The organism is Mycobacterium toneyamaense (assembly GCF_055384815.1).
Genome location: NZ_AP040333.1, coordinates 4708045 through 4732228, shown reverse-complemented (window position 1 = coordinate 4732228; position 24184 = coordinate 4708045). Strand labels below are relative to the sequence as shown.

General features: G+C 67.3%; 21 protein-coding genes. 16 read left to right on the top strand and 5 right to left on the bottom strand.

Annotation, left to right across the window (positions count from 1 at the left end; genetic code table 11):
* Positions 1–15: 15 nt before the first annotated feature.
* Positions 16–1254 (bottom strand): sarcosine oxidase subunit beta family protein, encoded by a 1239-nt coding sequence (locus ACZ5IQ_RS22800; protein WP_212806876.1) that lies wholly within the window; start codon positions 1252–1254, stop codon positions 16–18.
* The gene (gene glyA, locus ACZ5IQ_RS22795; RefSeq protein WP_464480336.1) at positions 1251–2567 is read right to left on the bottom strand and encodes a serine hydroxymethyltransferase; all 1317 of its coding nucleotides are present in this window, start codon (positions 2565–2567) and stop codon (positions 1251–1253) included. Before glyA ends, ACZ5IQ_RS22800 begins: the two co-directional genes overlap by 4 nt.
* 117 nt (positions 2568–2684) lie before the next feature.
* Between glyA and ACZ5IQ_RS22790 the strand changes: the two genes are divergently transcribed.
* From ACZ5IQ_RS22790 to ACZ5IQ_RS22730, 13 genes are all read left to right on the top strand, one after another.
* Positions 2685–3380, top strand: a complete 696-nt coding sequence (locus ACZ5IQ_RS22790; protein ID WP_464480335.1) for a GntR family transcriptional regulator — start codon at positions 2685–2687, stop codon at positions 3378–3380.
* 183 nt (positions 3381–3563) lie between these two features.
* The gene (locus ACZ5IQ_RS22785) at positions 3564–4193 is read left to right on the top strand and encodes a GntR family transcriptional regulator (RefSeq protein WP_212814643.1); all 630 of its coding nucleotides are present in this window, start codon (positions 3564–3566) and stop codon (positions 4191–4193) included.
* A gap of 51 nt (positions 4194–4244) precedes the next feature.
* Positions 4245–5027, top strand: a complete 783-nt coding sequence (locus ACZ5IQ_RS22780) for an IclR family transcriptional regulator (protein ID WP_406803639.1) — start codon at positions 4245–4247, stop codon at positions 5025–5027.
* Between the two features lie 356 nt (positions 5028–5383).
* The gene (locus tag ACZ5IQ_RS22775; RefSeq protein WP_406803640.1) at positions 5384–5740 is read left to right on the top strand and encodes a bifunctional 3-phenylpropionate/cinnamic acid dioxygenase ferredoxin subunit; all 357 of its coding nucleotides are present in this window, start codon (positions 5384–5386) and stop codon (positions 5738–5740) included.
* Positions 5740–6939, top strand: coding sequence for an NAD(P)/FAD-dependent oxidoreductase (locus ACZ5IQ_RS22770; RefSeq protein WP_406803641.1), 1200 nt, complete (start codon positions 5740–5742; stop codon positions 6937–6939). The genes ACZ5IQ_RS22775 and ACZ5IQ_RS22770 overlap by 1 nt, the downstream gene beginning before the upstream one ends.
* A 55-nt stretch (positions 6940–6994) precedes the next feature.
* Complete coding sequence (locus tag ACZ5IQ_RS22765; RefSeq protein ID WP_406803642.1) at positions 6995–8122, top strand: aromatic ring-hydroxylating oxygenase subunit alpha; 1128 nt, start codon at positions 6995–6997, stop codon at positions 8120–8122.
* Between the two features lie 231 nt (positions 8123–8353).
* Positions 8354–9718, top strand: a complete 1365-nt coding sequence (locus ACZ5IQ_RS22760; RefSeq protein ID WP_318986461.1) for an MFS transporter — start codon at positions 8354–8356, stop codon at positions 9716–9718.
* An 83-nt stretch (positions 9719–9801) separates the two neighbouring features.
* Complete coding sequence (locus ACZ5IQ_RS22755) at positions 9802–10596, top strand: metallophosphoesterase (RefSeq protein WP_464480334.1); 795 nt, start codon at positions 9802–9804, stop codon at positions 10594–10596.
* A 23-nt stretch (positions 10597–10619) separates the two neighbouring features.
* Positions 10620–12527 carry a putative nucleotidyltransferase substrate binding domain-containing protein gene (locus tag ACZ5IQ_RS22750; RefSeq protein ID WP_464480333.1) on the top strand — a complete coding sequence of 636 codons (1908 nt, stop codon included), beginning with the start codon at positions 10620–10622 and terminating at the stop codon, positions 12525–12527.
* Positions 12528–12826: 299 nt separating this feature from the next.
* A complete protein-coding gene (locus ACZ5IQ_RS22745) occupies positions 12827–14326 on the top strand; it encodes an aldehyde dehydrogenase family protein (RefSeq protein WP_464480332.1) in 1500 nt (499 codons plus the stop codon).
* Between the two features lie 12 nt (positions 14327–14338).
* Positions 14339–15859, top strand: a complete 1521-nt coding sequence (locus ACZ5IQ_RS22740; protein WP_318986465.1) for an APC family permease — start codon at positions 14339–14341, stop codon at positions 15857–15859.
* A gap of 51 nt (positions 15860–15910) precedes the next feature.
* Positions 15911–17497 (top strand): GMC family oxidoreductase, encoded by a 1587-nt coding sequence (locus ACZ5IQ_RS22735; protein ID WP_464480331.1) that lies wholly within the window; start codon positions 15911–15913, stop codon positions 17495–17497.
* Between the two features lie 19 nt (positions 17498–17516).
* Positions 17517–19346, top strand: a complete 1830-nt coding sequence (locus ACZ5IQ_RS22730; protein ID WP_212806864.1) for a DUF294 nucleotidyltransferase-like domain-containing protein — start codon at positions 17517–17519, stop codon at positions 19344–19346.
* An 11-nt stretch (positions 19347–19357) separates the two neighbouring features.
* Here ACZ5IQ_RS22730 and ACZ5IQ_RS22725 read toward each other — a convergent pair whose 3' ends face one another.
* Positions 19358–19933: a 3'-5' exonuclease family protein gene (locus ACZ5IQ_RS22725; RefSeq protein ID WP_464480330.1), complete on the bottom strand. Its 576-nt coding sequence runs from the start codon at positions 19931–19933 to the stop codon at positions 19358–19360.
* Positions 19934–20044: 111 nt separating this feature from the next.
* Between ACZ5IQ_RS22725 and ACZ5IQ_RS22720 the strand changes: the two genes are divergently transcribed.
* The 3 genes from ACZ5IQ_RS22720 (at position 20045) to ACZ5IQ_RS22710 (ending at position 22790) form a co-directional block, all read left to right on the top strand.
* Complete coding sequence (locus tag ACZ5IQ_RS22720) at positions 20045–20347, top strand: type VII secretion target (RefSeq protein ID WP_212806862.1); 303 nt, start codon at positions 20045–20047, stop codon at positions 20345–20347.
* Positions 20347–21813: a hypothetical protein gene (locus ACZ5IQ_RS22715; protein ID WP_464480329.1), complete on the top strand. Its 1467-nt coding sequence runs from the start codon at positions 20347–20349 to the stop codon at positions 21811–21813. The genes ACZ5IQ_RS22720 and ACZ5IQ_RS22715 overlap by 1 nt, the downstream gene beginning before the upstream one ends.
* 83 nt (positions 21814–21896) lie before the next feature.
* Positions 21897–22790 carry a manganese catalase family protein gene (locus tag ACZ5IQ_RS22710; RefSeq protein WP_212806860.1) on the top strand — a complete coding sequence of 298 codons (894 nt, stop codon included), beginning with the start codon at positions 21897–21899 and terminating at the stop codon, positions 22788–22790.
* Between the two features lie 55 nt (positions 22791–22845).
* Here ACZ5IQ_RS22710 and ACZ5IQ_RS22705 read toward each other — a convergent pair whose 3' ends face one another.
* Together ACZ5IQ_RS22705 and ACZ5IQ_RS22700 are read right to left on the bottom strand one after the other, a co-directional pair.
* Complete coding sequence (locus tag ACZ5IQ_RS22705) at positions 22846–23430, bottom strand: hemerythrin domain-containing protein (RefSeq protein ID WP_064859825.1); 585 nt, start codon at positions 23428–23430, stop codon at positions 22846–22848.
* A 29-nt stretch (positions 23431–23459) separates the two neighbouring features.
* On the bottom strand, positions 23460–24152 hold the full coding sequence (locus ACZ5IQ_RS22700; protein WP_212806859.1) for a phosphodiesterase: 693 nt from the start codon (positions 24150–24152) through the stop codon (positions 23460–23462).
* Positions 24153–24184 lie beyond the last annotated feature (32 nt).

Below are 24184 nucleotides of genomic sequence, written 5' to 3'. Positions count from 1 at the left end.
TGCGGCTCCTGGTTTCTAGTGCGCCACGCCGGCGGCGCCGTGTTCGTCGACCAGGGCTCCGGTGACGAACCGGTCGAGGCTGAAGGGGGCGACGTAGTCGTGTTCGCGGCCGGTGGCGATGGTGTCGGCCAGGCACCAGCCGATGCCGGGCGTCACCTTGAAACCGCCTGTGCCCCAACCGGCATTGAGGTACAGGTTGTCGTAGCCGACGCGGCCGACGATCGGTGATGCGTCGGGGCAGACGTCGACGATGCCCGCCCAGGTACGCAGCAGGTGCGCGCGGGCGAAGACCGGGAACAGTTCCACCGCGGCGGCCATCTGGCGTTCGATGATGTGGAACGCGCCGCGCTGGCCGTAGCCGTTGTAGGAATCGACGCCGGCGCCCATCACGAGTTCGCCCTTGTGGGCTTGAGATACGTACACGTGCACCGCGTTCGACATCACGATGGTGGGATGCACCGGCTCGAGAAGTTCGGATACCAGCGCCTGCAGCGGGTGGCTCTGCAGCGGTGTGCGGATGCCGAGCATGTCGGTCAACGTCGACGTGTGCCCGGCCGCGCACAGCGCCACCTGTCCGGCGCCGATGTCGCCGCGCGTGGTGCGCACCCCGGTGACGCGGTCGCCGTCGGTGACGAATCCGGTGACCTCGCAGTTCTGGATGATGTCGATGCCGGCCTCGTCGGCCCGGCGCGCGAAGCCCCAGGCGACGTAGTCGTGCTTGGCGATGCCGGCCCGGGGCTGATAGGTGGCACCCAGCACCGGATAGCGAATGTCACTGGAAATGTTGACGATCGGGCACAGGTCCTTGACCTCTTTGGGTTCCACCCACTCGGCGTCGATGCCGTTGAGCTTGTTGGCCTCGACGCGCCGCACGCTGTCGCGGACGTCCTGCAGGCTGTGTGCCAGGTTGAGCACACCGCGCTGGCTGAACAGGATCGGGTAGTCCAGGTCCTCTTCCAGGCCCTCCCATAGTTTCAGGGCGTGCTCGTAGATCCGGGCACTCTCGTCCCACAGGTAGTTGGACCGGATCAGCGTGGTGTTGCGGGCCATGTTGCCGCCGGCGAGCCAGCCGCGTTCCAGCACCGCGACGTTCGTGATGCCGTGGTTCTTGGCGAGGTAGTGCGCGGTCGCCAGGCCGTGTCCGCCGCCGCCGACGATGACGACGTCGTAGGATTTCTTGGGTTCCGGTGTGCGCCAGAGGAATTCCGGATGGTCGGGCAGGTGTGCGCCCGGTGGGGTCGTCGGTGCGGTCACAGCGGGGCCTCCGTGAGGTCGGGGTAGAGCGGGAAGCGGTCGGCGAGCGCGTCCACTCGGCTGCGCAGTGCGGCCAGGGCCGCGTCGTCGGCGTCGGGTCGCAGCGCGTGGCTGATGACGTCGGCGACTTCGCGGAAGCTGTCCAGATCGAAGCCGCGGGTCGCCAGCGCCGCGGTGCCGATGCGCACGCCCGAGCTGACCATCGGCGGTCGCGGGTCGAACGGAACGGCGTTGCGGTTCACGGTGATTCCCACGCGGTGCAGCCGGTCCTCGGCCTGTTTGCCGTCCAGTTCGGACTCGCGCAGGTCGACCAGCACCAGGTGGACGTCGGTGCCGCCGGAGACGACGTTGATGCCGGCCGCGCGGGAATCGTCTTGCAGCAGGCGCTCGGCCAGGATCGCTGCGCCGTCCAGCGTGCGCTGCTGCCGCTCGCGGAATTCGGGCGTGGCCGCGAGTTTGAACGACACGGCCTTGGCGGCGATGACGTGCTCGAGCGGTCCACCCTGCTGACCGGGGAACACCGACGAGTTGAACTTCTTGGCCAGGGCTTGGTCGTTCGTGAGGATGATGCCGCCGCGGGGGCCGCCCAGTGTCTTGTGCGTGGTCGAGGTGACGACGTGGGCGTGTGGCACCGGCGACGGGTGCAGGCCGGCGGCGACCAGGCCGGCGAAATGGGCCATGTCGACCATCAGGTAGGCGTCGACTTCGTCTGCGATGCCGCGGAATTCGGCGAAATCGAGCTGGCGGGGATAGGCCGACCAGCCCGCCAGGATCAGCTTCGGCCGGCGCTCGCGCGCGATGCGCTCGACCTCGGCCATGTCGACCCGGTGGTCGCTTTCCCCGACGTGGTAGGCCGCGACGTCGTAGAGCTTGCCGGAGAAGTTGAGCTTCATACCGTGCGTGAGGTGCCCGCCGTGCGCCAGGTCGAGACCGAGGATGGTGTCGCCGGGGGAGAGCAGCGCCGACATGGCCGCGGCGTTGGCCTGCGCGCCCGAATGTGGTTGCACGTTGGCGTATTCGGCGCCGAAGAGGCTCTTGACGCGGTCGATGGCGAGTTGTTCGGTGACGTCGACGAATTCGCAGCCGCCGTAGTACCGGCGGCCCGGGTAGCCCTCGGCGTACTTGTTGGTCAGCACCGAGCCCTGCGCCTGCATCACGGCGACGGGCGCGAAGTTCTCGCTGGCGATCATCTCCAGCGTGCTCTGTTGCCGGTGCAACTCGGCGGAGATCGCCTGGTACACATCCGGATCCAGCTCGGCGAGACTTGCGCTCAGCGTGGGGTTGGTGGCTGTCGGGGCGGTGTCGAGGGTCATGTACACCTTTCTGACATTGCAGTGTGTGCTGGACTAATATATCAGCTGTCGGTTAGATTAAGATCAGCTGGTGGCCGCGTCAAGAGCTGGGCCGCAGACACTTTTGGAGGATTGGCGATGACCCTGACAGAGTTGTCGTTCGGCGATCTCGACAGCACTCAACCCGACACCAGGGCGGCCATTACCGAGACCAACGCGGACCGCGCCTACGACATCGTGCGCGAACGCCTGGTGATGCTGGACATCCGGCCGGGGGAGCCCATCAACGACGACCACCTCGCGGCTGACCTCGGCTTCGGCCGCACTCCCGTGCGGGAGGCCCTCAAACGTCTCGAGCGTGACCGCCTCGTCGTCGCCTACCCGCGGCGGGGCACGTTCGCCACGGCAGTCGACATGACGGACCTGGCCGACATCTCGGAGATTCGCAAGCTCCTCGAGCCGACGGCGGCCGCCCGGGCCGCCCGCGTCGCGACACCGGAGACCCGCGCCCGGCTGACGGCACTCGCGCGGGCGATCTCCGGGATCGACGACACCGACGATCCCCGCGAGGTGCTGCGGCACGACGTCCATGTGCACCGCGAGATCTACCGGGCCTCGGGCAATCCGCACCTGGAACACATCCTCGTCAGTCTCGACGCGCATGCCACCCGGATCTGGTGCTTGTTCCTGGACCGGCTGCCGGGCGTCGCCGGCCACGTACGTGAGCACATCGAGCTGCTGGAGGCCATCGTCGCGGGCGACGAGGCCACGGCTTCCGCCCTGACGCTGGCCCATGTCTGCAGCTTCGAAGCGGCGATTCGCGCGTTGCTGTGATGCCTCCGCGGCGCGCTACCGACCGGCCGCGATCGGGAGGACCGGACGGCGCAGGTCCTGATATATCATTGACCTGACCAGATCAGATCAGTTGCCGGACGCTGAAGTCGGCGACGTCGGGAAGGCGGGGCGGGCGTGAGCGTTGCCGGTGTGGAACAGCTCGATGACGTTGTCTCCGAGGAGATGTCGTTCGCCGACCGGGCATACCTGGTGATCCGCGACAAGCTCATCATGCTGGATATCCGGCCCAACGAAGCCATCGTGGAAAACGATCTCGCGGCCGAACTCGAGCTGGGCCGGACCCCCGTCCGCGAGGCTCTCAAGCGCCTGGAAGCGGATCGGTTGGTGGTCTCGTTCCCGCGCCGCGGCACTTTCGCCACCGGTGTCGATGTCGCCGACCTCCGGCACATCTCTCAGATTCGGGTCAATCTCGAGCCCGTCGCCGCACGCTCGGCTGCCGAGAACGCCTCGGCCGACGTGCGTGCCGGCCTGCTCGCGCTCGCCGACCGCACCGAAGCGCTCGATGTGCAGAACATCGATCGCGACGAGCTCATGCGGTGGGACCTGCGCGCGCACCGCGCGATCTACCGAGCAGCCGGAAATCCCCATCTCGAGGATGTGCTGGTCCGCTACGACAATCTCGCGACCCGGATCTTCTGCCTGTTCCTCGACCGCCTGCCGACGGTGGCCCGACACGTGGGCGAGCACGCCGAGCTGTTGCGGACCATCGCCGGTGGCGACGGCGACGCCGCGGCACAGATAGCGCTCGACCACGTCACCGGATTCGAGAAGGCGATCCGCGCAATCGTCTGACGTGCCCGACGAACGTGACCACACGCATCACGATGTGGTTATCGTTGCGTAATGAGCAACAACGGCGTTGATTCCGGCAATGCGGGCGTGCAGTCCGTCGACCGCGCGCTCGCTGTCCTGGATCTCCTCGCGCGCCGGGGCGAGGCCGGAGTCACCGAGCTGGCGTCGGACATCGGGGTGCACAAGTCGACGGTCTCGCGCCTGCTCGCGGCGCTCGAGGATCGGGAACTCGTCGAGCAGGCTTTCGAGCGCGGCAAGTACCGGCTCGGCTTCGGCATCCTGCGGCTGGCCAACGCGGTGTCGGGCCGGCTCGACGTCACGCGGCAGGGCCGGGAGATCTGCGAGCGACTGGCAGCCGAGGTCGGCGAGACCGTCAACATCGCGGTGCTGCGATCGGAGTACGCGGTGAACGTGGACCAGGCGCGGGGACCCGCGGCGGTCAGCACGCACAACTGGGTGGGGGAGCTCACGCCGTTGCACGCGACGTCGAGCGGCAAGGTGCTGCTGGCCTTCATGGCTGCCGATGCCCGGCGGGACCTGTTGGCGGCGGCTGGGCTGCAGCGGTTCACCGAAGGCACCATCACGTCGATCGAGCGACTGGAAGCGCAGTTGCAGGACGTGCCCCGCAATGGCTACGTGGTGTCGTTGGAGGAGCTCGAGCCCGGGCTCAACGCCGTCGCCGCGCCGATTCGGGATCACCTCGGTGTGGTGATCGCCGCGCTGAGCGTCTCTGGTCCGGCGTATCGGCTCACCGAGGAGCGCGCCCGGGAGATCGCGCCGACCGTGGTCGCGGCGGCCGATGATGTCAGCCGCCGCATGGGCTATCGGCGCTGACTGCGCACGCCCTATCGGGCAATTCGTCGATTCACGCTGCATATCAGATCAACGCGATCTAATATATCAACTGTTCGCCATCGGTGATTCCCGTGCCCTGTGGCGAACCTCAAGTCGATGCCCCCGCAGCGCCGGTGGTGCGAGCGGCATCGACGCGGCGGAGCTGCCGCACAACCTCGCGTCGACTCGCCGCACATCCGACTGACCTGGGCTTTCAAGCCCGGTTGGGCAGTTGTTCCGGCTGTGTAAACCATCCCGTCCACCCCTTGACACGGATATGTGACTGCGCACACACTGTTGCATAATTCGAATCACGTTGCGTAATACGCGTCAAACTCACCGAGAGGGCACACCCGATGCTTGAGATTTGTCGGCTCTCCGAACTCCCGCCCGGCGAGGCTCGGCGCGTGGCAACCGACCCGCCCATCGCGGTCTTCCACACCGAGGACGGCGAGGTGTTCGCCATCGACGACACCTGTTCGCACCAGGACGCGTCCCTGGCCGACGGCTGGCTGGAGGGGTGCGACGTCGAGTGCCCGCTGCACGCCTCGCGGTTCAACCTCCGCACCGGAGCGGTCGACGCGCCGCCGGCCAAGCTGCCGGTGCGCACGCACACGGTCGTGATCTCCGACGGCGTCATCCACGTCGAACTGAGCACCGAGAAACCCAACCTGCCGCCCGACATCCGGGCTCGACTGGGCGCGGGGCAGTAATGAAGCACGTCGCGATCGTGGGAGCGTCGCTCGCGGGCCTGTCGGCAGCGCGGGTGCTGCGGGCGCAGGGCTTCGACGGGCGGCTGACGGTCATCGGCGACGAGGCGCAGCGGCCGTACGACCGCCCGCCGCTGTCGAAGGAGCTCCTCGCCGGCACCGTCTCCGAAGCCGACCTCGCGCTGGAATCCGACGACGACGATCTGCAGGCAGACTGGCGACTGGGTGTCGCCGCCGCCAAGCTCGACAGTCGCAGTGGCGCAATCGAACTCGCCGACGGGACGCGCATCGACGCCGACGGCGTGGTGCTCGCGACCGGCTCGCGCGCCCGCCGCTGGCCCGGCTGCGAGGGTATGGCCGGCGTGCACGTCATCCGCACCATCGACGACGCCGTGGCGTTGCGGGCCGAACTGGTGCCGGGCGCTCGGCTGGTTGTCATCGGCGCCGGTTTCATCGGGGCCGAGGTCGCGTCGACGGCCCGCAAGCTGGGCCTGGACGTCACCGTCGTCGAAGCCGCCCGCACGCCGTTGCAGATGCAGCTCGGCGGGTGGCTCGGCGGTGTGGTCGCCGGTGCCCATGCCGCCAACGGAACGACGCTGATCTGCGGTGTCGGTGTGGCCGGACTGGTCGGGCAGGAGCGCGCACTGCGCACCCCGGGCGGTGTGCGGCGGGTGGCCGGCGTCGATCTGGCCGACGGCCGCCATCTGCCGGCCGACATCGTCGTGGTGGGTATCGGCGGCGTGCCCAACATCGACTGGCTGCAGGGCAGCGGGCTGGCGCTCGGCAACGGCGTGCTGTGCGGCACGCACGGGCAGACGGCCCTGCCGAACGTCGTCGCCGTCGGGGACTGCGCGGCATGGCTCGACGCCGCCACCGACACCCACCACCGGGTCGAACACTGGACCGGTGCGCTGGAGCGTCCTGCCATGGCGGTCGCTGCGCTGCTGGCGGGTGGTCTGGCGCAGGAGTCGACGGTGAAGCCGCCGTACTTCTGGTCGGACCAGTACGGCTCCCGCATTCAGTTCGCCGGCCTGGCCCGTCCCGATGACGAGATCACCATCGAGGAGGGCAGCTGCGAGGAGCGCTGCCTGCTGGCCACGTACCGGCGCGACGGCCGCCTGGTGGCGGTCCTCGGTATCGACCAGCCCCGGCTGTTCACCCGGTGGCGCCGCCAGTTGGTGCCGACGCCCACCACGGTCTGAGCCGAAGTTCTTGCACCCCAACCAAACTCACGACATGACATCGCAAAGGAGTTCGATGACCGCCACCGTGCCGAGCCTGCCGGAAAGCCTCATTTCCACTCTGGCAGGGCATTACTACACCGATCCGGAGGTCTTCGCCCTCGAGCAGGAGAAGATTTTCGAGACCATGTGGTTCTGCGTTGTGCGCGCCGCGGATCTGGACAAGCCGGGTGCGTTCAAGACCGTCCAGGTCGGTCGCGAAAGCGTTCTGGTGACCAGGTCCCGCAAGGGTGACATCAACGCGTTCTTCAACCTGTGCCGGCATCGCGGCGCCCGGCTGTGCACCGAGGACAGCGGCGAGGTCAAGCGCGCGTTCCAATGTCCTTATCACGCATGGACTTACGATCTCGACGGCAAGCTCGTCGCGGCGCCGAACCTGACGAAGATGCCCGACATCGACCGCGTCGAATACGGCCTGCGCAAGATCTCGGTCCGGGAGTGGCTCGGCTATGTCTGGGTGTGCCTGGCCGACGAGCCACCGTCGTTCGAGGACACCGTCATGCAGGAGATCGTGGATCGGCTGGGCGATGTCGAGTCGATCGACCATTACACGGTGGGCGATCTGAGCCTCGGTCGCCGCATCGTCTATGACGTCAAGGCGAACTGGAAGCTCATCATCGAGAACTTCATGGAGTGCTACCACTGCGCCACCATCCACCCGGAACTGACCGAGGTGCTGCCGGAGTTCGCGGACGGCTACGCCGCCCAGTACTACGTCGGCCACGGCGCGGAGTTCGGCGAAGACGTCGCGGGCTTCACCATCGATGGCTCAGAGGGTTTCGAGCACATCCCCGGCGTCACCGCGGATCAGGACCGGCGCTACTACGCGATCACGGTACGTCCGCAGGTGTTCGTCAACCTGGTGCCCGATCACGTCATCATCCATCGGATGTTCCCGATGGCGGCGGACCACACCATCGTCGAATGCGACTGGCTGTACCTGCCCGGCGTGGTCGAATCCGGGCGCGACGTGAGCAAGTCGGTAGAGCTGTTCCACCGCGTCAACCAGCAGGACTTCGACGCGTGCGAGCGCTGTCAGCCCGCCATGAGTTCCCGCGTCTATCGCGACGGCGGTGTGCTGGTGCCCAGCGAACACCACCTCGGCGACTTCCATGACTGGCTGCGCAACAAGCTCGCCGACTAGATGCGCGCATTCGGCTCCCGGCAACCGGCCGGGCGCCGAATACTCGCGGAGTCGGCGCGGTGTCCCGGTCCGCCGGGCCGGCTGGAGAGGCGGCCTTGACGGACCGGGACACCACACCACCCAAAGGCTGTGCAGCGCAGTGCCATCCAGGCCAACGACGTCCGCTATTTCGGAACCCGCGATCAAAGGAGCAGTGATGTCCTGTACACCGATTCCTGAAGAGCATGTGCCATGTCTGTGAGCGAAGGTGCGGCAGCGACATTCTCCGACGACCCGGCCGTGCTGGCGCGCAAGCGCCGGTTCATGGCGCGGATGATCGTCGTGTTGGTCGGCGGCATGTTCCTCGATGGCTACATCCTGGGCAGCATCGGTCCGGTTACGCACACCATCGAGCTGGACCCCCGGTTCACCACCGTCTGGATCGGGCTGGAGGCCGCCTCGGCGATGCTCGGCATCCTCATCGGCTCACCTTTGGGTGGGTGGCTGGCCGACAAGTTCGGCCGTAAGCCGATTCTGTTCTGGGATCTGGCGCTGTTCACGGCCTTTTCGGCTCTGCAGTTCTTCGTCGACGGACCAGAACAGCTTTTCGCCGTTCGTCTGTTGATGGGCCTGGCCGTCGGCATCGAGTACGCGGTCGGCTTGCCGATGCTGGCGGAGTTCGCGCCGACCCATCTCCGCGGCAAACTGTTGGCCCTGACCCTGGTCGCCTGGTACGGCGGTTTCATGATCGCGTTCGTCATCGGCTACTTCATGGACCGGGCCGGTGTGGATTGGCGGGTCACGCTGGGCACTACAACGCTCATCGCAGCCGCGCTGCTGATCGGCCGGATCGGGTTGCCCGAGTCGCCGCGCTGGTTGTGGGCAAAGGGCAGGACCGAAGAGGCGCACGGACTGGTCGTCGGGTATCTGGACACCGCCTACCAGACCGACATGATGAAAGCCACTGCGGGCGGCGCGACGGGCAGTTTCAAGATGCTGTTCTCGCCGGCGGTGTGGCGCTCGACGGTCTTCATGGCCGTGTTCTGGACCTGCGCGGTGACGCCGTACTTCGCCATCGCGACCTTCGCCGACGGCCTACTGGGCGATATCGGCATGAAGGGCCTGATGCGCGGAGTGGTTCTCTCGGTCGTCGCCTGGTTGGGCGTGATCTTCACGATGTTCATGATCGACCGTTGGGGGCGGCGCAAGATGACCGTTCCGACCCAGTGGATCGCGGGCGGTCTGCTGGTCGCCATCGCCGTCCTCGGCAGCTTCGTGCTTCCGGTGGAGCAGGTCGGTGTGATGTCGATGGTGATGTTGGCGCTGTTCCTGGCGTATTCGTTCGTCAACGCGATGTACACCGCGTTCACTCAAATCTATCCCGCGGAGGTCTTCCCGACCGAGGTCCGGGCGATCGGTACCGGATTCGCGGCGGCGATCAGCCGCCTCGGTGCTGCTGCGGGTCTGTTCCTGATCCCGCTCTCGATGAAGCACCTCGGTTTCACCTGGACCATGGTCTTCGCGGGAATCATCGCCTTCGCCGGCGCGATCGTGTCGCAGATCCTGGCTCCGGAGACCAGCGGCAAGTCGCTGAGCGAATTGGACATGAGCCACTGAGCGCACGCCATACAGGCCGGGCCTGGGTCACGCCGCTGCGGACTCGGTCAGGTGCGGCGCGAGGCGGGAGGAAAATCCGGTCCATGACGATGCGGGTGGCCGTGATCGGCGATGTCGGTGGGCACATCGAGGAGCTGCGGCGCGAGCTGCGGTCTCTCGGTGTCTCCGAAACCGGGGTGTTGCCCGATGATCTCGTCGTGATTCAGGTGGGGGATCTGGTGCACCGGGGCCCGGACTCCGAGGGTGTCGTTCGTCTGGTCGACTACTACCTGAACACGTATCCCGGGCAGTGGGTTCAGCTTGTGGGCAATCATGAGGCTCTGTATCTACGGCCGAACAGCTTCCTGTGGGAGGACCGGATCGGTTACCTGGAACAGCGCATCCTGAAGAAGTGGTGGGCCGACGGCAAGCTGCACGCTGCGGTCGCCGTCGAGACCGGCGAAGAGGATTTCCTGGTGACGCATGCCGGGGTCACCGAGCAGTTCTGGCGCGAGCACCTCCTCGCCCCCGATACCGCGCGGCAGGCGGCGCGCCGGATCAACAGCCTGGCCCGCACGGGGTGCCCGACGCTGTACGGCGGCGGCGCCATGCTCGGCCCACCGAATCCGATGGCGGGTCCGTTATGGGCCAGCCGCACCGAGGAGGTCGTGCCCGGGTGGGAAGGCACGACGCTCCCGTTCAGTCAGGTGCACGGCCACAGTGGCTCGCACGGTACGTCCGACCATCCGGCAACCACCTATGATGCGCGACTGCACCATGAGGTGACCCGCTTCCCGGGCGGTCGTCTCATCGGCATCGATCCCGGCCACCTCGTCGAGGCGACCCCGGAGTGGGGCGCCTTCGTCGTCACGACCGGCTCCCGGCCCACCGTCGGGTGAGCGACTCCGGAGAGGACTGCGGCATGTCGACCGAGACCGGGACCGAGGCGGAACTGGCCGAACTCGCCGAGCTGCTGGCGCACTGCCCACCGTTCGATGCACTGAGTCCGGCCGAGCGCGCCGGCGCGGTGGCTGCTGCGCAGATCGCGGAGTACCAGCCGGGCGACCTGATTCTGGATGCCTTCGCCACGATGCCGACGAGCATCGGACTGGTGATGTCGGGAGAGATCGATCTCTGGTTCGATCCGGAACGCATCGGTGAGGGGCCCGCCGACAAGTTCACGCGTGGCGCGCCAATCGGATACACCTCCGCACTCGCGGGGCGGCCGGTCGGCCCGCGGATCGAGGCGAAGACCAAGGTCATCGTCGCGAACCTGCCGTCCGGCATCGTCCTTCCCGCGTTCGCGTCCCGCAGCGGCGCGCGTTTCCTGGCCGACGAGATCGCGCACGTGCGCGGGCTCACGGCCGCTCAGCCGCGGTACACACTGCTGTCGGATCTGGTCTACCGCGACCCGCTGGTCGTGCGGGCCGACGAATCGGTGACGACGCTCGCAGCGCGCATGACCGAGCTGGGCCTGCCGTACGCTGCCGTCGACACCGGCACCGGTCACTTCGGCCTGGTGACAGATGAAGCCTTGCGCCGCAAGGTGATCGGGGAAGGTCTGCCGCGGGAATCGCCCGCGAATGCGGTGATGGACTATCCCGCGATCACGGCACCGGCGAGTATGTCGTCTGCTGACGCCCTGATCATGCTGCTCGATCACGGCGTCTCGTTCCTGCTCGTCACCGGAGACGACGGCCGCCTGAAAGGCGCGGTCGGGGAGCGTGATTTCATGCTCGCGCCCACGACCGCCGGTGTCAGCCTGAACGCACAGATCCGGCAGGCCTGCAGCATCGATGGGCTGATCACACATGCGCGCCGGGTTCCGGCGATGCTTGCCGACATCCTGGCGCGCGGTCTGACGGCCGATCGGGTGATCGCCGTCCATTCGGCGCTGATCGCCTCGATCACCCGTCGCGCGATCTTCCTGGTCTTCGACCACGAGGAATTCAACGATCTGTCGATCGATGCCTTCACCTGGCTCTCACTCGGCAGCATCGGCCGGCGCGAAGCGGTGCCCTCGTCCGATGTCGATGCCGCGGTGACGTTCGCGGATTCGTACGAGGACCAAATCCCGCGCTACCGCGAAGCATTCAGTGTCGTGGGGGAGGTGCTGCAGCTCTGTGGCATCGGCGTCGACGCTCATCATGCGTTCCCGTCGCACCCGGGGTTCTCGCGTACCGATTCGCAGTGGCGAGAGGCGGCGCAGGGCTGGCTCACCAACCCTCAGCAGAATCAGGGCACCATCATGGCCTCGCTGCTGGTGGACGCCCGGCCGATCTTCGGCGACCCGGCGTTGCCCGAGCCCGCGCGCGTCTTCCGCGATTTCAATCGGCATCCCGCGACCGTCGAACTGCTGCTGCAGGATTCGCTCTCGCGCCGAGCGCGCCTGCTCTCGGTGCGGGACCGGATCATCGGGCGTGACGAGAAGTTCGACATCAAGGGCCGGGGCTTGCTGCCGATCGTCAATGTCGCGAGGTGGGCCTCGCTCAGCGTCGGATCCCCGGAGTTGCACACCGTCGACCGGCTCCGCGTTGCCGCCGGGTCGGAGGTGCTCACCGACCGCTCCGCGAGCCGGCTGATCGAAGCGTTCGACGCGCTCCAGCTGCTCCGGCTGGAACACCAGTTGCGGCAGATCGAGGCGGGCCAGCGTCCCGACGACATCATCGACCTCGACGAGATCTCACCCATCGACCGCAGCACCATCGAGCAGACCGTCAAGGAGATCGCCGACGTCCAGCGCCGCATGGGACGCGTCGCGCACATGAATTCCGGTGCCGAACTCGTCAGACGCGGGCAGCCGGGATCGACGCCGAGGAAGGCCAGATGAGGTCTTTCGCATGGCTGGCAGCGGGTCGCAAAAAATGAGTCAGATCAGCATCTCAAACCGCATCATTACTGATCAGCTAGTGATATATTAGTTGGCGACAGGGCCGGGGCGGCCGTAGTCGATGGTCTCGTCGTGGCGGCCCGACTGCCTCCGACGCCCATAGGGAAAGCGAGCCGCGATGCCCAGAGTGAATCGCAGGACCGTCGCGTCCGAAAATCGCATGGGCACAGTGGGTTCCGAGTATGGTCGCCGCCGGATCGCCTGTCGCCTGGGTGATCACCGGTAATCGAGGAGGCAACGTGGACGGTGCACCTGATCTGCTCATCGGATCGCAGTGGCGGCATGCCGCCGATGGCGGTACCCGGGAACTCATCAACCCCGCGACGGGCAAGGTCTTCGCCACGGTTGACGAGGCCACCCACGACGACGCGCTGGCGGCTGTCGCCGCGGCCCGCGCGGCCTTCGATGCCGGGGACTGGCCGGCCACGCCGGTCGCCGAGCGGGCCGCGCTGCTCGAGCGCATCGCCGACCTGCTGGCCCGCGACAAGGAGTCGCTGGCGGCACTGGAGACCGCCGACACCGGAAAAACCCTGGCGGAGAGCCGGATCGACATCGACGACGTGATCTCGGTGTTCCGCTACTACGCGCGCCTGGTCGCGACGCAGTCGGACCGCCTGGTCGACGTGGGCAACCCGGCCGTCATCAGCCGGGTGGTGCACGAGCCCATCGGGGTGTGCGTGCTGATCGCCCCGTGGAACTATCCGCTCCTGCAGATCTCCTGGAAGATCGCGCCGGCCCTGGCGGCCGGTTGCACCATGGTGGCCAAACCCAGTGAGGTGACACCGCTTTCGACCATCGCCTTCGTCCGGCTGGCCCAGGAAGCGGGGGTGCCCCCGGGCGTGCTCAACCTGATCCAGGGCAGTGGGGCCGCCGTCGGTGCGGCACTCACCGACAATCCCGATGTCGACCTCATCTCGTTCACCGGTGGGCTGAGCACCGGTCAGCACATCGCCAGGACCGCCGCCGCGCACGTGACCAAGGTGGCGCTGGAACTCGGCGGGAAGAACCCGCACATCGTCTTCGCCGACATCGGAACCGGCGCGGCCTGGGACGCTGCCGTCGACCAGGTCCTCACCGGCGTATTCCTGCACTCGGGCCAGGTGTGCTCGTCAGGTACCCGGGTGATCCTCGAGGAGTCGATCGCCGACGACTTCGTCGCTCAGCTCGCCGAGCGGGCCGAGAAGATCCGGATGGGCGACGGTACCGACCCGCGTAGCCAGACCGGCCCACTGGTGTCCAAGCAGCAGCTGGACAAGATCGAATCCTTTGTGGCCCTGGGCATTTCCGAGGGCGCGAAGCTCATCACCGGCGGGACCCGGCCCAACGATCCGGCACTGGCGGACGGCTACTTCTTCCTGCCGACGATCTTCGACCGGTGCGACCGCTCGATGCGGATCGTCACGGAGGAGACCTTCGGGCCGATCATGACGGTGGAGCGGTTCACCGACGAGGCCGAGGCGATCAGGCTCGGCAACGACACGCAGTACGGTCTCGCGGCAGGGGTGCGAACCTCTGATCCGGCGCGGGGCGAACGTGTGGTGCGCGCATTACGGCACGGCACGGTGTGGTTGAACGACTTCGGCTACTACACCGCGGCAGCGGAGTGGGGCGGTTTCGGGAAGTCGGGCAACGGCCGCGAGCTCGGTCCCTCGGGTCTCGCGGAATATCAAGAGCTCAAACATATCTGGCACAACACCGCGCCAACGCCGGCCGGCTGGTTTGACGCCACCGAAGGCTAGGGACACAACTTCATGACTCAGAACCTCACTGATACGGACAGCGGCGGACTCGAGGATTTCGGCTACAAGGAATCACTGGACCGCAGCATCGGAAAATTCGCGAGCTTCGCGGCCGGGGTCAGCTATATCTCGATCCTGACCGGTACCTTCCAGCTGTTCTACGTCGGCTACGGCAACGGCGGACCGGCGTACCTCTGGTCCTGGCCCATGGTGTTCATCGGGCAGATGGCGGTGGCGCTGTGTTTCATGGAACTCGCCGCCAAGTATCCGGTCGCGGGTTCCGTCTACAACTGGTCGAAGAAGCTGGGCAGCCGCATCGTCGGCTGGAGTTCGGGGTGGCTGATGCTCACGGCCTCCATCGTCACACTGTCGGCGGTGGTGTTGGCCCTACAGCTGAACCTGCCACGGCTCTGGAAGGGTTTCCAGGTGATCGGTGACGGCACCGGTCAGTACGATTTCGCCGCCAACGCCATCCTGCTCGGCACGGTCCTCATCGTGTTCACCACCGTCGTCAATGCCTTCGGCGTGCGGCTGATGGCGATGATCAACAGCGCCGGTGTCTTCATCGAACTCATTGCGGCCGTGCTCATCGCGGTCATCCTGTTGTTCAACATCAAGCGCGGGCCGAGTGTCTTCTTCGACACCCAGGGCCACGGCGCCGGGCTGCCCGGTGGATATTTCGGCGCGTTCCTGGTGGCCTCGGTGGCGTCGCTGTACGTGATGTACGGGTTCGACACGGCAAGTTCGCTCGGCGAGGAAACGGTCGAACCGCGGCGCACCGCGCCCAAGGCCATCCTGCGCGCCATCCTGGCCTCGTTCGTGATCGGCGGCGCCATCCTGGCGGGCGCCATCATGGCCACGCCCGACCTCAACGACCCGGCGCTGGGCAGCCCCGACGGCAGCCTGCAGTCCATCGTCGAGAAGGTGATGTGGGGCCCGCTGGGCACCATCTTCCTGATCTGCATCGTGGTCGCCGTGACGGTGTGCTCGCTGGCCGTGCACACCGCGGCGATCCGCCTGACGTTCGCCATGGCCCGCGACAACGCGCTGCCGTTCGGCGAGAAGCTCGCCAAGGTGCACCCCAAGACCCAGGCGCCCGTCGTGCCGGCCGTCGTGATCGGCATCATCGCGGCGCTGATCCTCGTGATCAACCTCGGGCAGCCAAAGGTTTTCACCGTGCTGACCTCGATCGCGATCATCATGATCTACCTGGCCTACCTGATGGTCACCGGCCCGCTGCTCAAGAAGCGCCTGCGGGGGGAGTGGCCGCCGAAAGACCTTGCCGAGGGTGGCTACTTCACCATGGGCAAGTGGGGCCTGCCGGTCAACATCTTCGCGGTGCTGTGGGGCGTCGGGATGGCCGTCAACCTGGCGTGGCCGCGCGTCGCGATCTACGGTGACCCGTGGTACAACACCTGGGGCGCGTTCGTCTACATCGGCGTCATCCTCGGTCTGGGCCTGCTCTGGTATTTCGTCAAGGGCCGCAACCACATTGGCACTCTCGCCTCCCACTCGGCGTATACCCGCGACTGACCCGCTGAGCTTGTTCCCCTCTGTCTGCCCACTTTTCGAGGAGTTCGCATCATGTCCGATCAGACCTACGACTACGTGATCGCCGGCGGCGGCACCGCCGGCTGTGTCCTCGCGGCGCGGCTGTCCGAGGATCCGAATGTCACCGTCTGTCTGGTGGAGGCCGGGCCGTCGGATGTGGGTGACCGCAACATCCTCGAATTGTCGGAGTGGATGCACCTGCTGGACTCCGGCTACGACTGGGACTACCCGGTGGAGCCGCAGGAGAAGGGCAACAGCTTCATGCGGCACGCGCGGGCGAAGGTGCTCGGCGGGTGTTCGTCACACAATTCGTGTATCGCGTTCTGGCCGCTCGCCCAGGGCCTGCGGGACTGGGTGGCGATGGGCGCGACCGGCTGGGAGCCGGAGAACGTGCTGCCGTTCACCGCGAAGGTGGAGAACAACACCGCGACCGGCACGTATCAGGGTGTGCCGCACGGTGATTCGGGTCCGGTTCGGCTGCGTGACGTGCCGCCCAACGACCCGTGCGGTCAGGCGGTGATCGACTCCGCCGCCAAAGTCGGTCTGGAGACCGTGCAGTTCAACCGCGGCGACTGGACCCTCAACGCGGCGGGCTGGTTGCAGATCAACGCAAATGAGGCCGGCGAGCGGATGTCCAGCTCGCACGCGTATCTGCACCCGATCCTCGAGTCGCGGCCCAATCTCACGGTGCTGACCAACTGCTGGGTGGCCGAAATCCTGTTCGACGACTCGGGCGACGAGCCGGTGGCGACGGGCGTGCGGTACCAGCGCCCGGACCTCACCGGCTACGACGTCGTCACCGCGAGCCGCGAGGTGGTCGTCACGGCCGGCGCGATCGACACCCCGAAACTGCTGATGCTGTCCGGAATCGGGCCCGCAGCCCACCTGAACGAGGTCGGGGTGCCGGTGCGGGTCGACTCGCCCGGCGTCGGTGAGAACCTCGATGACCACGTCGAGGGCCTGGTGTTCTGGGAAGCGGCGAAGCCGATGGTCACCGAGTCCACGCAGTGGTGGGAGATCGGCTTGTTCGCGACCACCGAGGTCGCCGGCGACAATCCCGATCACTCCGACCTGATGATGCATTACGGCAGCGTCCCGTTCGACATGAACACGCTGCGGCACGGGTACCCCACCACCGACAACGGGTTCTGCCTCACTCCCAATGTGACACAAGGCCGTTCGCGTGGAACCGTGCGGCTGGCCTCGCGTGATTTCCGGGATCGGGCGAAGGTCGACCCACGCTATTTCACCGACCCGGAAGGGCACGACGAGAAGGTGATGCTGGCCGGAATCAAGCTGGCGCGCAAGATCGCCGAGCAGGAGCCCCTGCAGGAGTGGATCGGCCGTGAACTGGCGCCCGGCCCGGATGCGCAGACCGACGAGGAACTGCTCGCCTACATCTACAAGACGCACAACACGGTGTACCACCCGGCCGGTACCGCCCGGATGGGTGCGGTCGACGATCCGATGGCGGTGCTCGACCCGCAGCTGCGCGTCAAAGGGGTGCGCAACCTGCGGGTGGTCGATGCCTCGGCGATGCCGAAGTTGCCGGTGGTCAACCCCAACATCACGGTGATGACGATGGCCGAGAAATGCGCGGACCTCATTCGCAACGGGTGACGTAGGGCACGATGGCGAAGTGACCTCTCCGGAGCTGGTGAACTTCCTCGGTTCGCGTCCGCCGTTTCAGACGGCGAGTGACACCGAACTGAACGACCTCGTCGCCGCGTCGTCGGTGGAGCAGTACCGCGCCGGCACCGTGATCGCGGACTTCTCCCGGCAGGTCCCCGACGACATCTGGATGGTTCTCACCGGCTCGGTGAACCTCCAGGAGGTGGGCGACGGGCAGGTGTTCGACACCATCGAGCCCGGCGAAATCTTCGGCTACGTGCCGATGCTGACCGGCGGTGGTATCGAATTCCTGGCCCGCACAACGGAACCCGCCACCGTCATCCGCCTGCCTGGCGAGCTCGTGCGGGCTCAGTTCGCCAAACCGGCGGGGCTGCGCTTCCTGGCGCTGTCCGCCACACCGTCGTCGCAGTCGCAGCTGATCACCGCCGGCGACTCCCGGCCGGTCGGCGATCTGGTGCACGGCACCGTGCTGATCGTGGAGCCGGGCGTCTCGGTTCGCGACGCCGTCGTGCAGATGAGCGAGCAGCGCGTGTCCTACGCGCTGATCAGGCTGCGCGAGGGCGGCGTCGGCATCTTCACCGACCGCGACCTTCGGTCGCGCGTGGTCGCGGCCGGGTTGCCCGTCGACGTCCCGATCTCCGAGGTGATGAGCGCGCCCGCCCAGACGGTGACCGCTGATCGCACCGCCGAGACCGTCCTGTTGGACATGCTGGAGCGGGGCATGCGCCACATGCCGGTGCTGTCGCCACGCGGTGAGGTGCTGGGCGTGCTGGAGGACGTCGATCTGCTGGCCGCCTCGGCGCGCCAGAGCTTCGTGTTGCGCCGGGCGATCGCGCAGGCGCCCGATGCCGCCGCGCTCCAGCGCCATGGCCGCGACGTGACCCGGATCGCCGTCGAGCTGTTCCGCACCGGGACGAAGGCGTCGGCCGCCAGCAGCATTGCCTCGATCGTGCTGGATGCGTTGGTGCGCAAGGCATTGGAGCTGGCCCTGGCCGAAGCCGGCCCGGGCCCGACGCAGGACCAGTTCGCGTGGCTCACCCTCGGCAGCATCGCCCGCCGGGAGGCCATGCCGTCCTCCGATGTGGACAGCGCGCTCAGTTGGGCCGACAGCTGCGATGCCGAGTGCGCGCAGTTGCGTGCCATCGCGGCCCGCACGCACGCCATCCTCGACGGTTGCGGTCTGCCTGCCGACAGCAACGGCGCCGTCGCGTCGCACAAGGCGTTCGCTCGGTCGGCCTCCGATTGGGCGCAGGCGGCCGAGGGCTGGCTCGATGATCCCTTGCGCGGCAAGGGTTTGATCCTGTCCTCCCTGCTGATCGACGGTCGCGTGGTGTGGGGGAACCGGGCGCTGCACACCGTGCCCACGGTGTTCCACCGCATGCGTGACGAACATCCGAACGCGCTGCGGCTGCAGCTGCTGGATGCGCTGTCGGGCAAGGTGCGCACGTGGTCGCTGCGCGATGTGCTGTCGCGGCGCGGCGGCACGTTCGACCTGAAAACGCATGCGGTGACGCCGATCGTCAACCTGGCCCGGTGGGGCGGCCTGACCGCCGACATGACGTCGGCTTCGACGCCGGCGCGGCTCGCGGCAGCGGTGGGCACCGGAGCGCTGACCGAGCGCGATTCCCGGACGCTCACAGAGGTTTTCGTCATGCTGCAACGGATGCGGTTGGCGCATCAGGTCGAGTTGATCGCCGACGGTCGCACCCCGAACGACGTGGTCACCGTCGGCGACCTCTCGCCGCTCAACCGGAGCCTGCTCGGTGACGGGCTGCGTGAGATCGCCGCCGTCCAGCGGCGGGCCCGGCAGTCGGGCACGCACCCGGGCCTGCGCTGAGTTCGCCTGTCCTACTGGGCCAGTCGCGACATCAGGCGGCTGGACAGCTGGTCGTACCACCGCATCGCCCATCGCGCATCGCCGAGCGCGGTGTGCCGGAGGCCGGCGCCGGGCGGCCGGACTCCGCACTGCCGGGACAACTGTGTCGAGTCCCGTTCCGGGGTGCGCCCGTAGTCCAGGACGTACCGGGCGGCCAGCGAGAGGACGTCGATGAGCTTGGGGCTCCAGCCCGGTGTCAGCTGATGGCGTGCCAGCATGGCGCGCAGACACTGCGTATCGAAGCTGGGCACCACACCGACGATGGTGGCGTCCATGGTCCACTCGCGAACGATTTCCGCGGCTTCCTGTTCACGGTGCACCGACGGGAGGTCGATGGGCCCGTAGACCACCTGCGGATGGCGACTGGCGAAGCGGCTGATCCGCAGGCCCGCAGGCTCGGCCGCGTCGAGATCGAGGTCGGCCAGGTCGATGTACATCACGATGCGCGACTCACCGGCATCGTCGCGCCGCAGCATGGCGATTTCCCAGGGTTGCCGGTCGGCGTGCAGGCCGGTGGTCTCCGTATCGAGGAAGACCAGCGGTTGCATCGTTGCAGGCTAGTGTCGACAGCCGTCCACGAAGGTCGTTTTGGCGGGTGGCCACAGGATATTTTCAGCTTCGATGGAACCGAACGGCCGCGCCGCGCGTCATAGCAAGGCATGGGAGAACGTGACGTCGCTCGGATAGACCTCTCGGCAGTGCGGGATGTCGCGCAGCGGTGCGAATCGGTCGCCGACATGCTCGGCACCGCGGTCGCGCCGTTGTTGCGGTGGTACTTCGACGGGTTCTGCGGCGGACGTGATCATGCCTCGCGCGCGGCCGCCTTACGCGCCGCGCTGGACCAGTCGGCCGGGCAGCTTCGGGCATGGGCGTCGGCGTCGGCGGAAGCCGCAGCGGCACTACGGGTTTCGTCGGCGCGCTACGAGGACGCGGATACCGACCTCGCCGGCCGGTTGGTCTGATGATGGCGGCTGCGTTCGATGTGGCCGGGCGACTCGCCGAAGGCGACGGCGCGGTGACGGTCCTCGACGAGTACGTGACGGCATGCCAGGTATTGGGCGTGCCGTCTCCAGGGCCGTTGGCGGAGTTGTATTACGCCGAGAGTGGGCTGAACCTCGACGCGCTGGCCACGGACGCCCGCTCGCTTGACGCTGCGGTGTTGGTCGCGCAGGACGCAGTGCGGTTGCAGGGCAACGGATATCGGGAGCTGACGGCACAGTGGGCGGGCACCGGCGGGGACGCCGCCGGCGGCTTTCTGCGCATCCTGACGGTGGCGGCCGAGGATGTGGTCGCGCATCTGCAGCGGAGCGCACAGGCACTGACGACGCTGCGGGACGCGTTGTGGCGCGCCGTCGACGCCAAGGTCGACGCGGTGTTGCGGGCCGACGCGCAGGCTGCCGGGCACCGTGACCAGTGGAGCGCGGCGGCCCGCGCGGTCCTCGCCGGGGCCGGTGACCTGTCGGCCGCCAGCGAGATCGTCGATCAGCAGGTCAAGCCCTTCGTCCTTCATGCGGTGTCAGGGGACCTGCTGCCCGCGCTGCAGGAGGCCTCCGATGCCGTTGCGGCGGCGTATGATTCGGCCATCGCAGCGGTCACCCCGGCAGCTGTTTCGTTCGCGGTACCCGTCGTGCTGACGCCCGATTGGACGCCTCAGGCTTCGCCCGCGCCGGCGTGGCCGGCCGCGCCGGCATATCAGGCCGCGGCGGCTGCGCCCTTCGCGACGTTGGGCACAGCGGCGGGGTGGACGCCGACGGCGCCGTCCGCATCTGCGGCTCCGCCGGTGCCGGCCGAACCCGTTGCCATGCCGTCGGCCCCGCCCGTTCCTGCCGAATCGGCCCCGGCGCCGTCGACCGCTCCGCCCGGAGGTCCCGAACCGGCGCTCGGCGCTGCCGCGGCAACCCCGGCGGCAGCCGGCTCGTCCGGAGATCTCGGATTCGGTTCGGGTATCGGCGGTTTGGGCCGGCAGCTGACCGATGCCATCGGGGGAGCGCTCGGTTCCATGGCGGGTCTGGCGCCCGGCGCATCGGGACTGGGCGGGCTCGACAACATCAGGGACGGCCTGGGAGACGACCTCGGGCTCGGCGCCGATGGCACCGATACCGACCACGAGCCGGACGACGCGGCGGATGGCGATGCCGATGACGAGCCGGACGACAGCGACGCAGAGGAGGCCGACGAGGAGGACGCTGCCAAGAGCGATGCCGCCGGCGAGGAGGACACCTCGGGGGAGACCGCTGAGTCCGATGACGCCGAGCCCGGCCCCGTCGACGCCCCGGTGCTACCGCCTCAGCAGCCGGTACCCGGCCAACCTGTAGCCGACCCGGCGCCCACCACGCCGCCGGTGGAACCGGTTGCGGAGCAACCCGATCCGACCACCAAGACGCCATGCGAGATCGCGGCCGACGAACTACCGAATGTGGGGGAGTGAAGCCGTCGGGCTGGATGCTGTTTCGCCGGGCCGGCAGGGGGTACGCGGTTGCGGTAGATCACTACCAGCCCAAGGGAGCGCGAATGTTCACTCATCACAAGGATTTGCAATTCGAGGTACGCGTCGATCAACCCGATCCGCGCTTTGCGACGCTGCTACAGGAGCAGTTCGGCGGCGCGAACGGGGAACTCAAAGCGGCGATGCAGTACTTCACCCAGGCATTCGTGCTGCGCGAAAAGAACCCAAAAATGTACGACCTGTTCATGGACATCGCCACCGAGGAACTGAGCCATCTCGAGATGGTCGGTGCCATGATCACGATGCTGCTGGACGGCTTCAATGACGATCTCAAGCAGGCCAACGAGCGCTGCGACTGGATGGCGACGGTCGCCAGTCCGGATGGCCGCGACCAGGCCATTCACCAGGTCGCGATGAATCCGCTGTACTGCGTGCTGACCGGCGGCGGCCCGGACGTCAGCAATGCGGCCGCGATTCCGTGGTCGGGGTCGTATGTCAACGCGAACGGTGATCCCTCGGTCGACCTGCGCAGCAATCTGGCCGCAGAGTCGAGGGCCAAGATCGTCTACGAATACCTCAAGCAGTTCACCGACGATCCGGGCGTGCAGGACACGCTCACGTTCCTGATGACGCGCGAAGTCACCCATTTCCAGCAGTTCACCGCCGCCCTGAACGAGCTGCCGGTCAACTTCCCGCCGGGCACCCTGGCCGGCGACGAGCGTTTCCAGACCCTCGCGTTCAACATGTCCAACGGTCAGGGCGACGTCCGCGGACCATGGAACGAAGGTCAGGGTCCGTGGCCAGAAGGTATGTCGTGGAACTACGTGAAGTCGCCCACGAAAGACTGGCTGGGCACGTCCCTGCAGAAGAACACCGGGGCCAAGAACAATCCCAGTGGAGAACCCGCGGTGCACTGCGACAAGCCGTTCACCCACGAACAGCACACCGCCACAACCTGATCCAGCGGTCCGCGGCCACCGGCGACGAACGCCGGTGGCCGCGGCCGTAAGACAATCACGAGGTAGGTGGGTCGGGCGGATTCTGTCGGTCTCGTCCACTCACCGCGTCCCGAACGTGGTCGACCACGGCGGCCGCCACACCCACCGTTTTCTGTACCGCGGAACTCGACGGGGTATCTGGATGCGGCCGGGTTGCCGCCATCTTCTTGGCTGCTTCGAGTTCGTGGCCCAGCTTTTCCAAGCGTTCGTCGCTCACCGCGGCGGACAGCCTGGGCCACACGACGTCTTGCTCGTAGGCGATGTGCTCGCGGCCGGCCTTGATGAATTCGTCAAGTGCCGCATGATATTCCGCTTCGCCGGGCGCGCCGTCCGCCAATTGCTGCAGCAGCTTCTTCCCGGCCTCTTCCTGAGAGATGGCGTGATCGGCGAGTTCGTCACCGTCATCGAGCGCGTCCCGGACCGCCGGCCAGAACAACTGCTCTTCGATTGCCTCGTGCTGTGATTCGGCGATCACCAAGTTCTCGACCATCGTCGCCAGGCCGCTCTGCTGAGCGCCGGTCCCGCGGGGAGCTCCGTCGAGCACTTCGAACATGCCCAGCACGCTCTCGTGTTCACGTCGCAGAAATGCCAAGGCGTCCATACGGTTCTCCTCTTCGGTCCGGATCTGGGTCATGCGCTGTCGGGGTGCCGCCCTTTGCGGCTGCGTCGATACGCCTGCATCCGTAGGTTCGACAGCCAGTGCGGCGCCAGCTGCATGCCGGGTGCGGTATGCAGCACCGGGTCGAAGTCGGTGTCGGCTATTTCATCGTGCGGCACAACGTCTTTGATCGTCAGCCTGGCCAACGGGCGAAACGATGCGAAGCCCGGGGCCTGGTCGATGGCGACGGTCATCGGCCCGTCGTGCAGGGCGCTGCGGATGCTGTCCAGCGACACTCCGGCGCCGTCGACATGGCTCAGGATCTGCGCGCGCAGCCACCAGTTGGTGCCCTGGTACCGCAGTGGCATGACACTGGACATCGGCTGGCCCGGCCATCGAACGACCGGCCGGACGCCGAAGCGGCTGAGCCGTCCGCGGCCCGCCGACGCCAACAGCACGTCCCAGGGCGGTGCCGCCGCTGCCGTCTCCGAGTCACCCGCCGGCAGCCGAAACGCCAGCCCGATCACGTCGGGCAGCGCTCCCGGTGTGCCGATTCCCTTCGAAAGCCGCACCAGCACATCGGAGGCGGACTCGATCGGTAGGCCTACGTCGCGCGCCGCCACCCGCTCGATCGAACCCCGTGCCAGTACGCCACCCGGGTGGAACACCCGGCGGTGTCGGGCAGCGGCGACCCACTGAAACGGGGCGGTGACGGTCTCCAACACGCTGACGCAGTTACCCCGGACGTCAGCGTCAA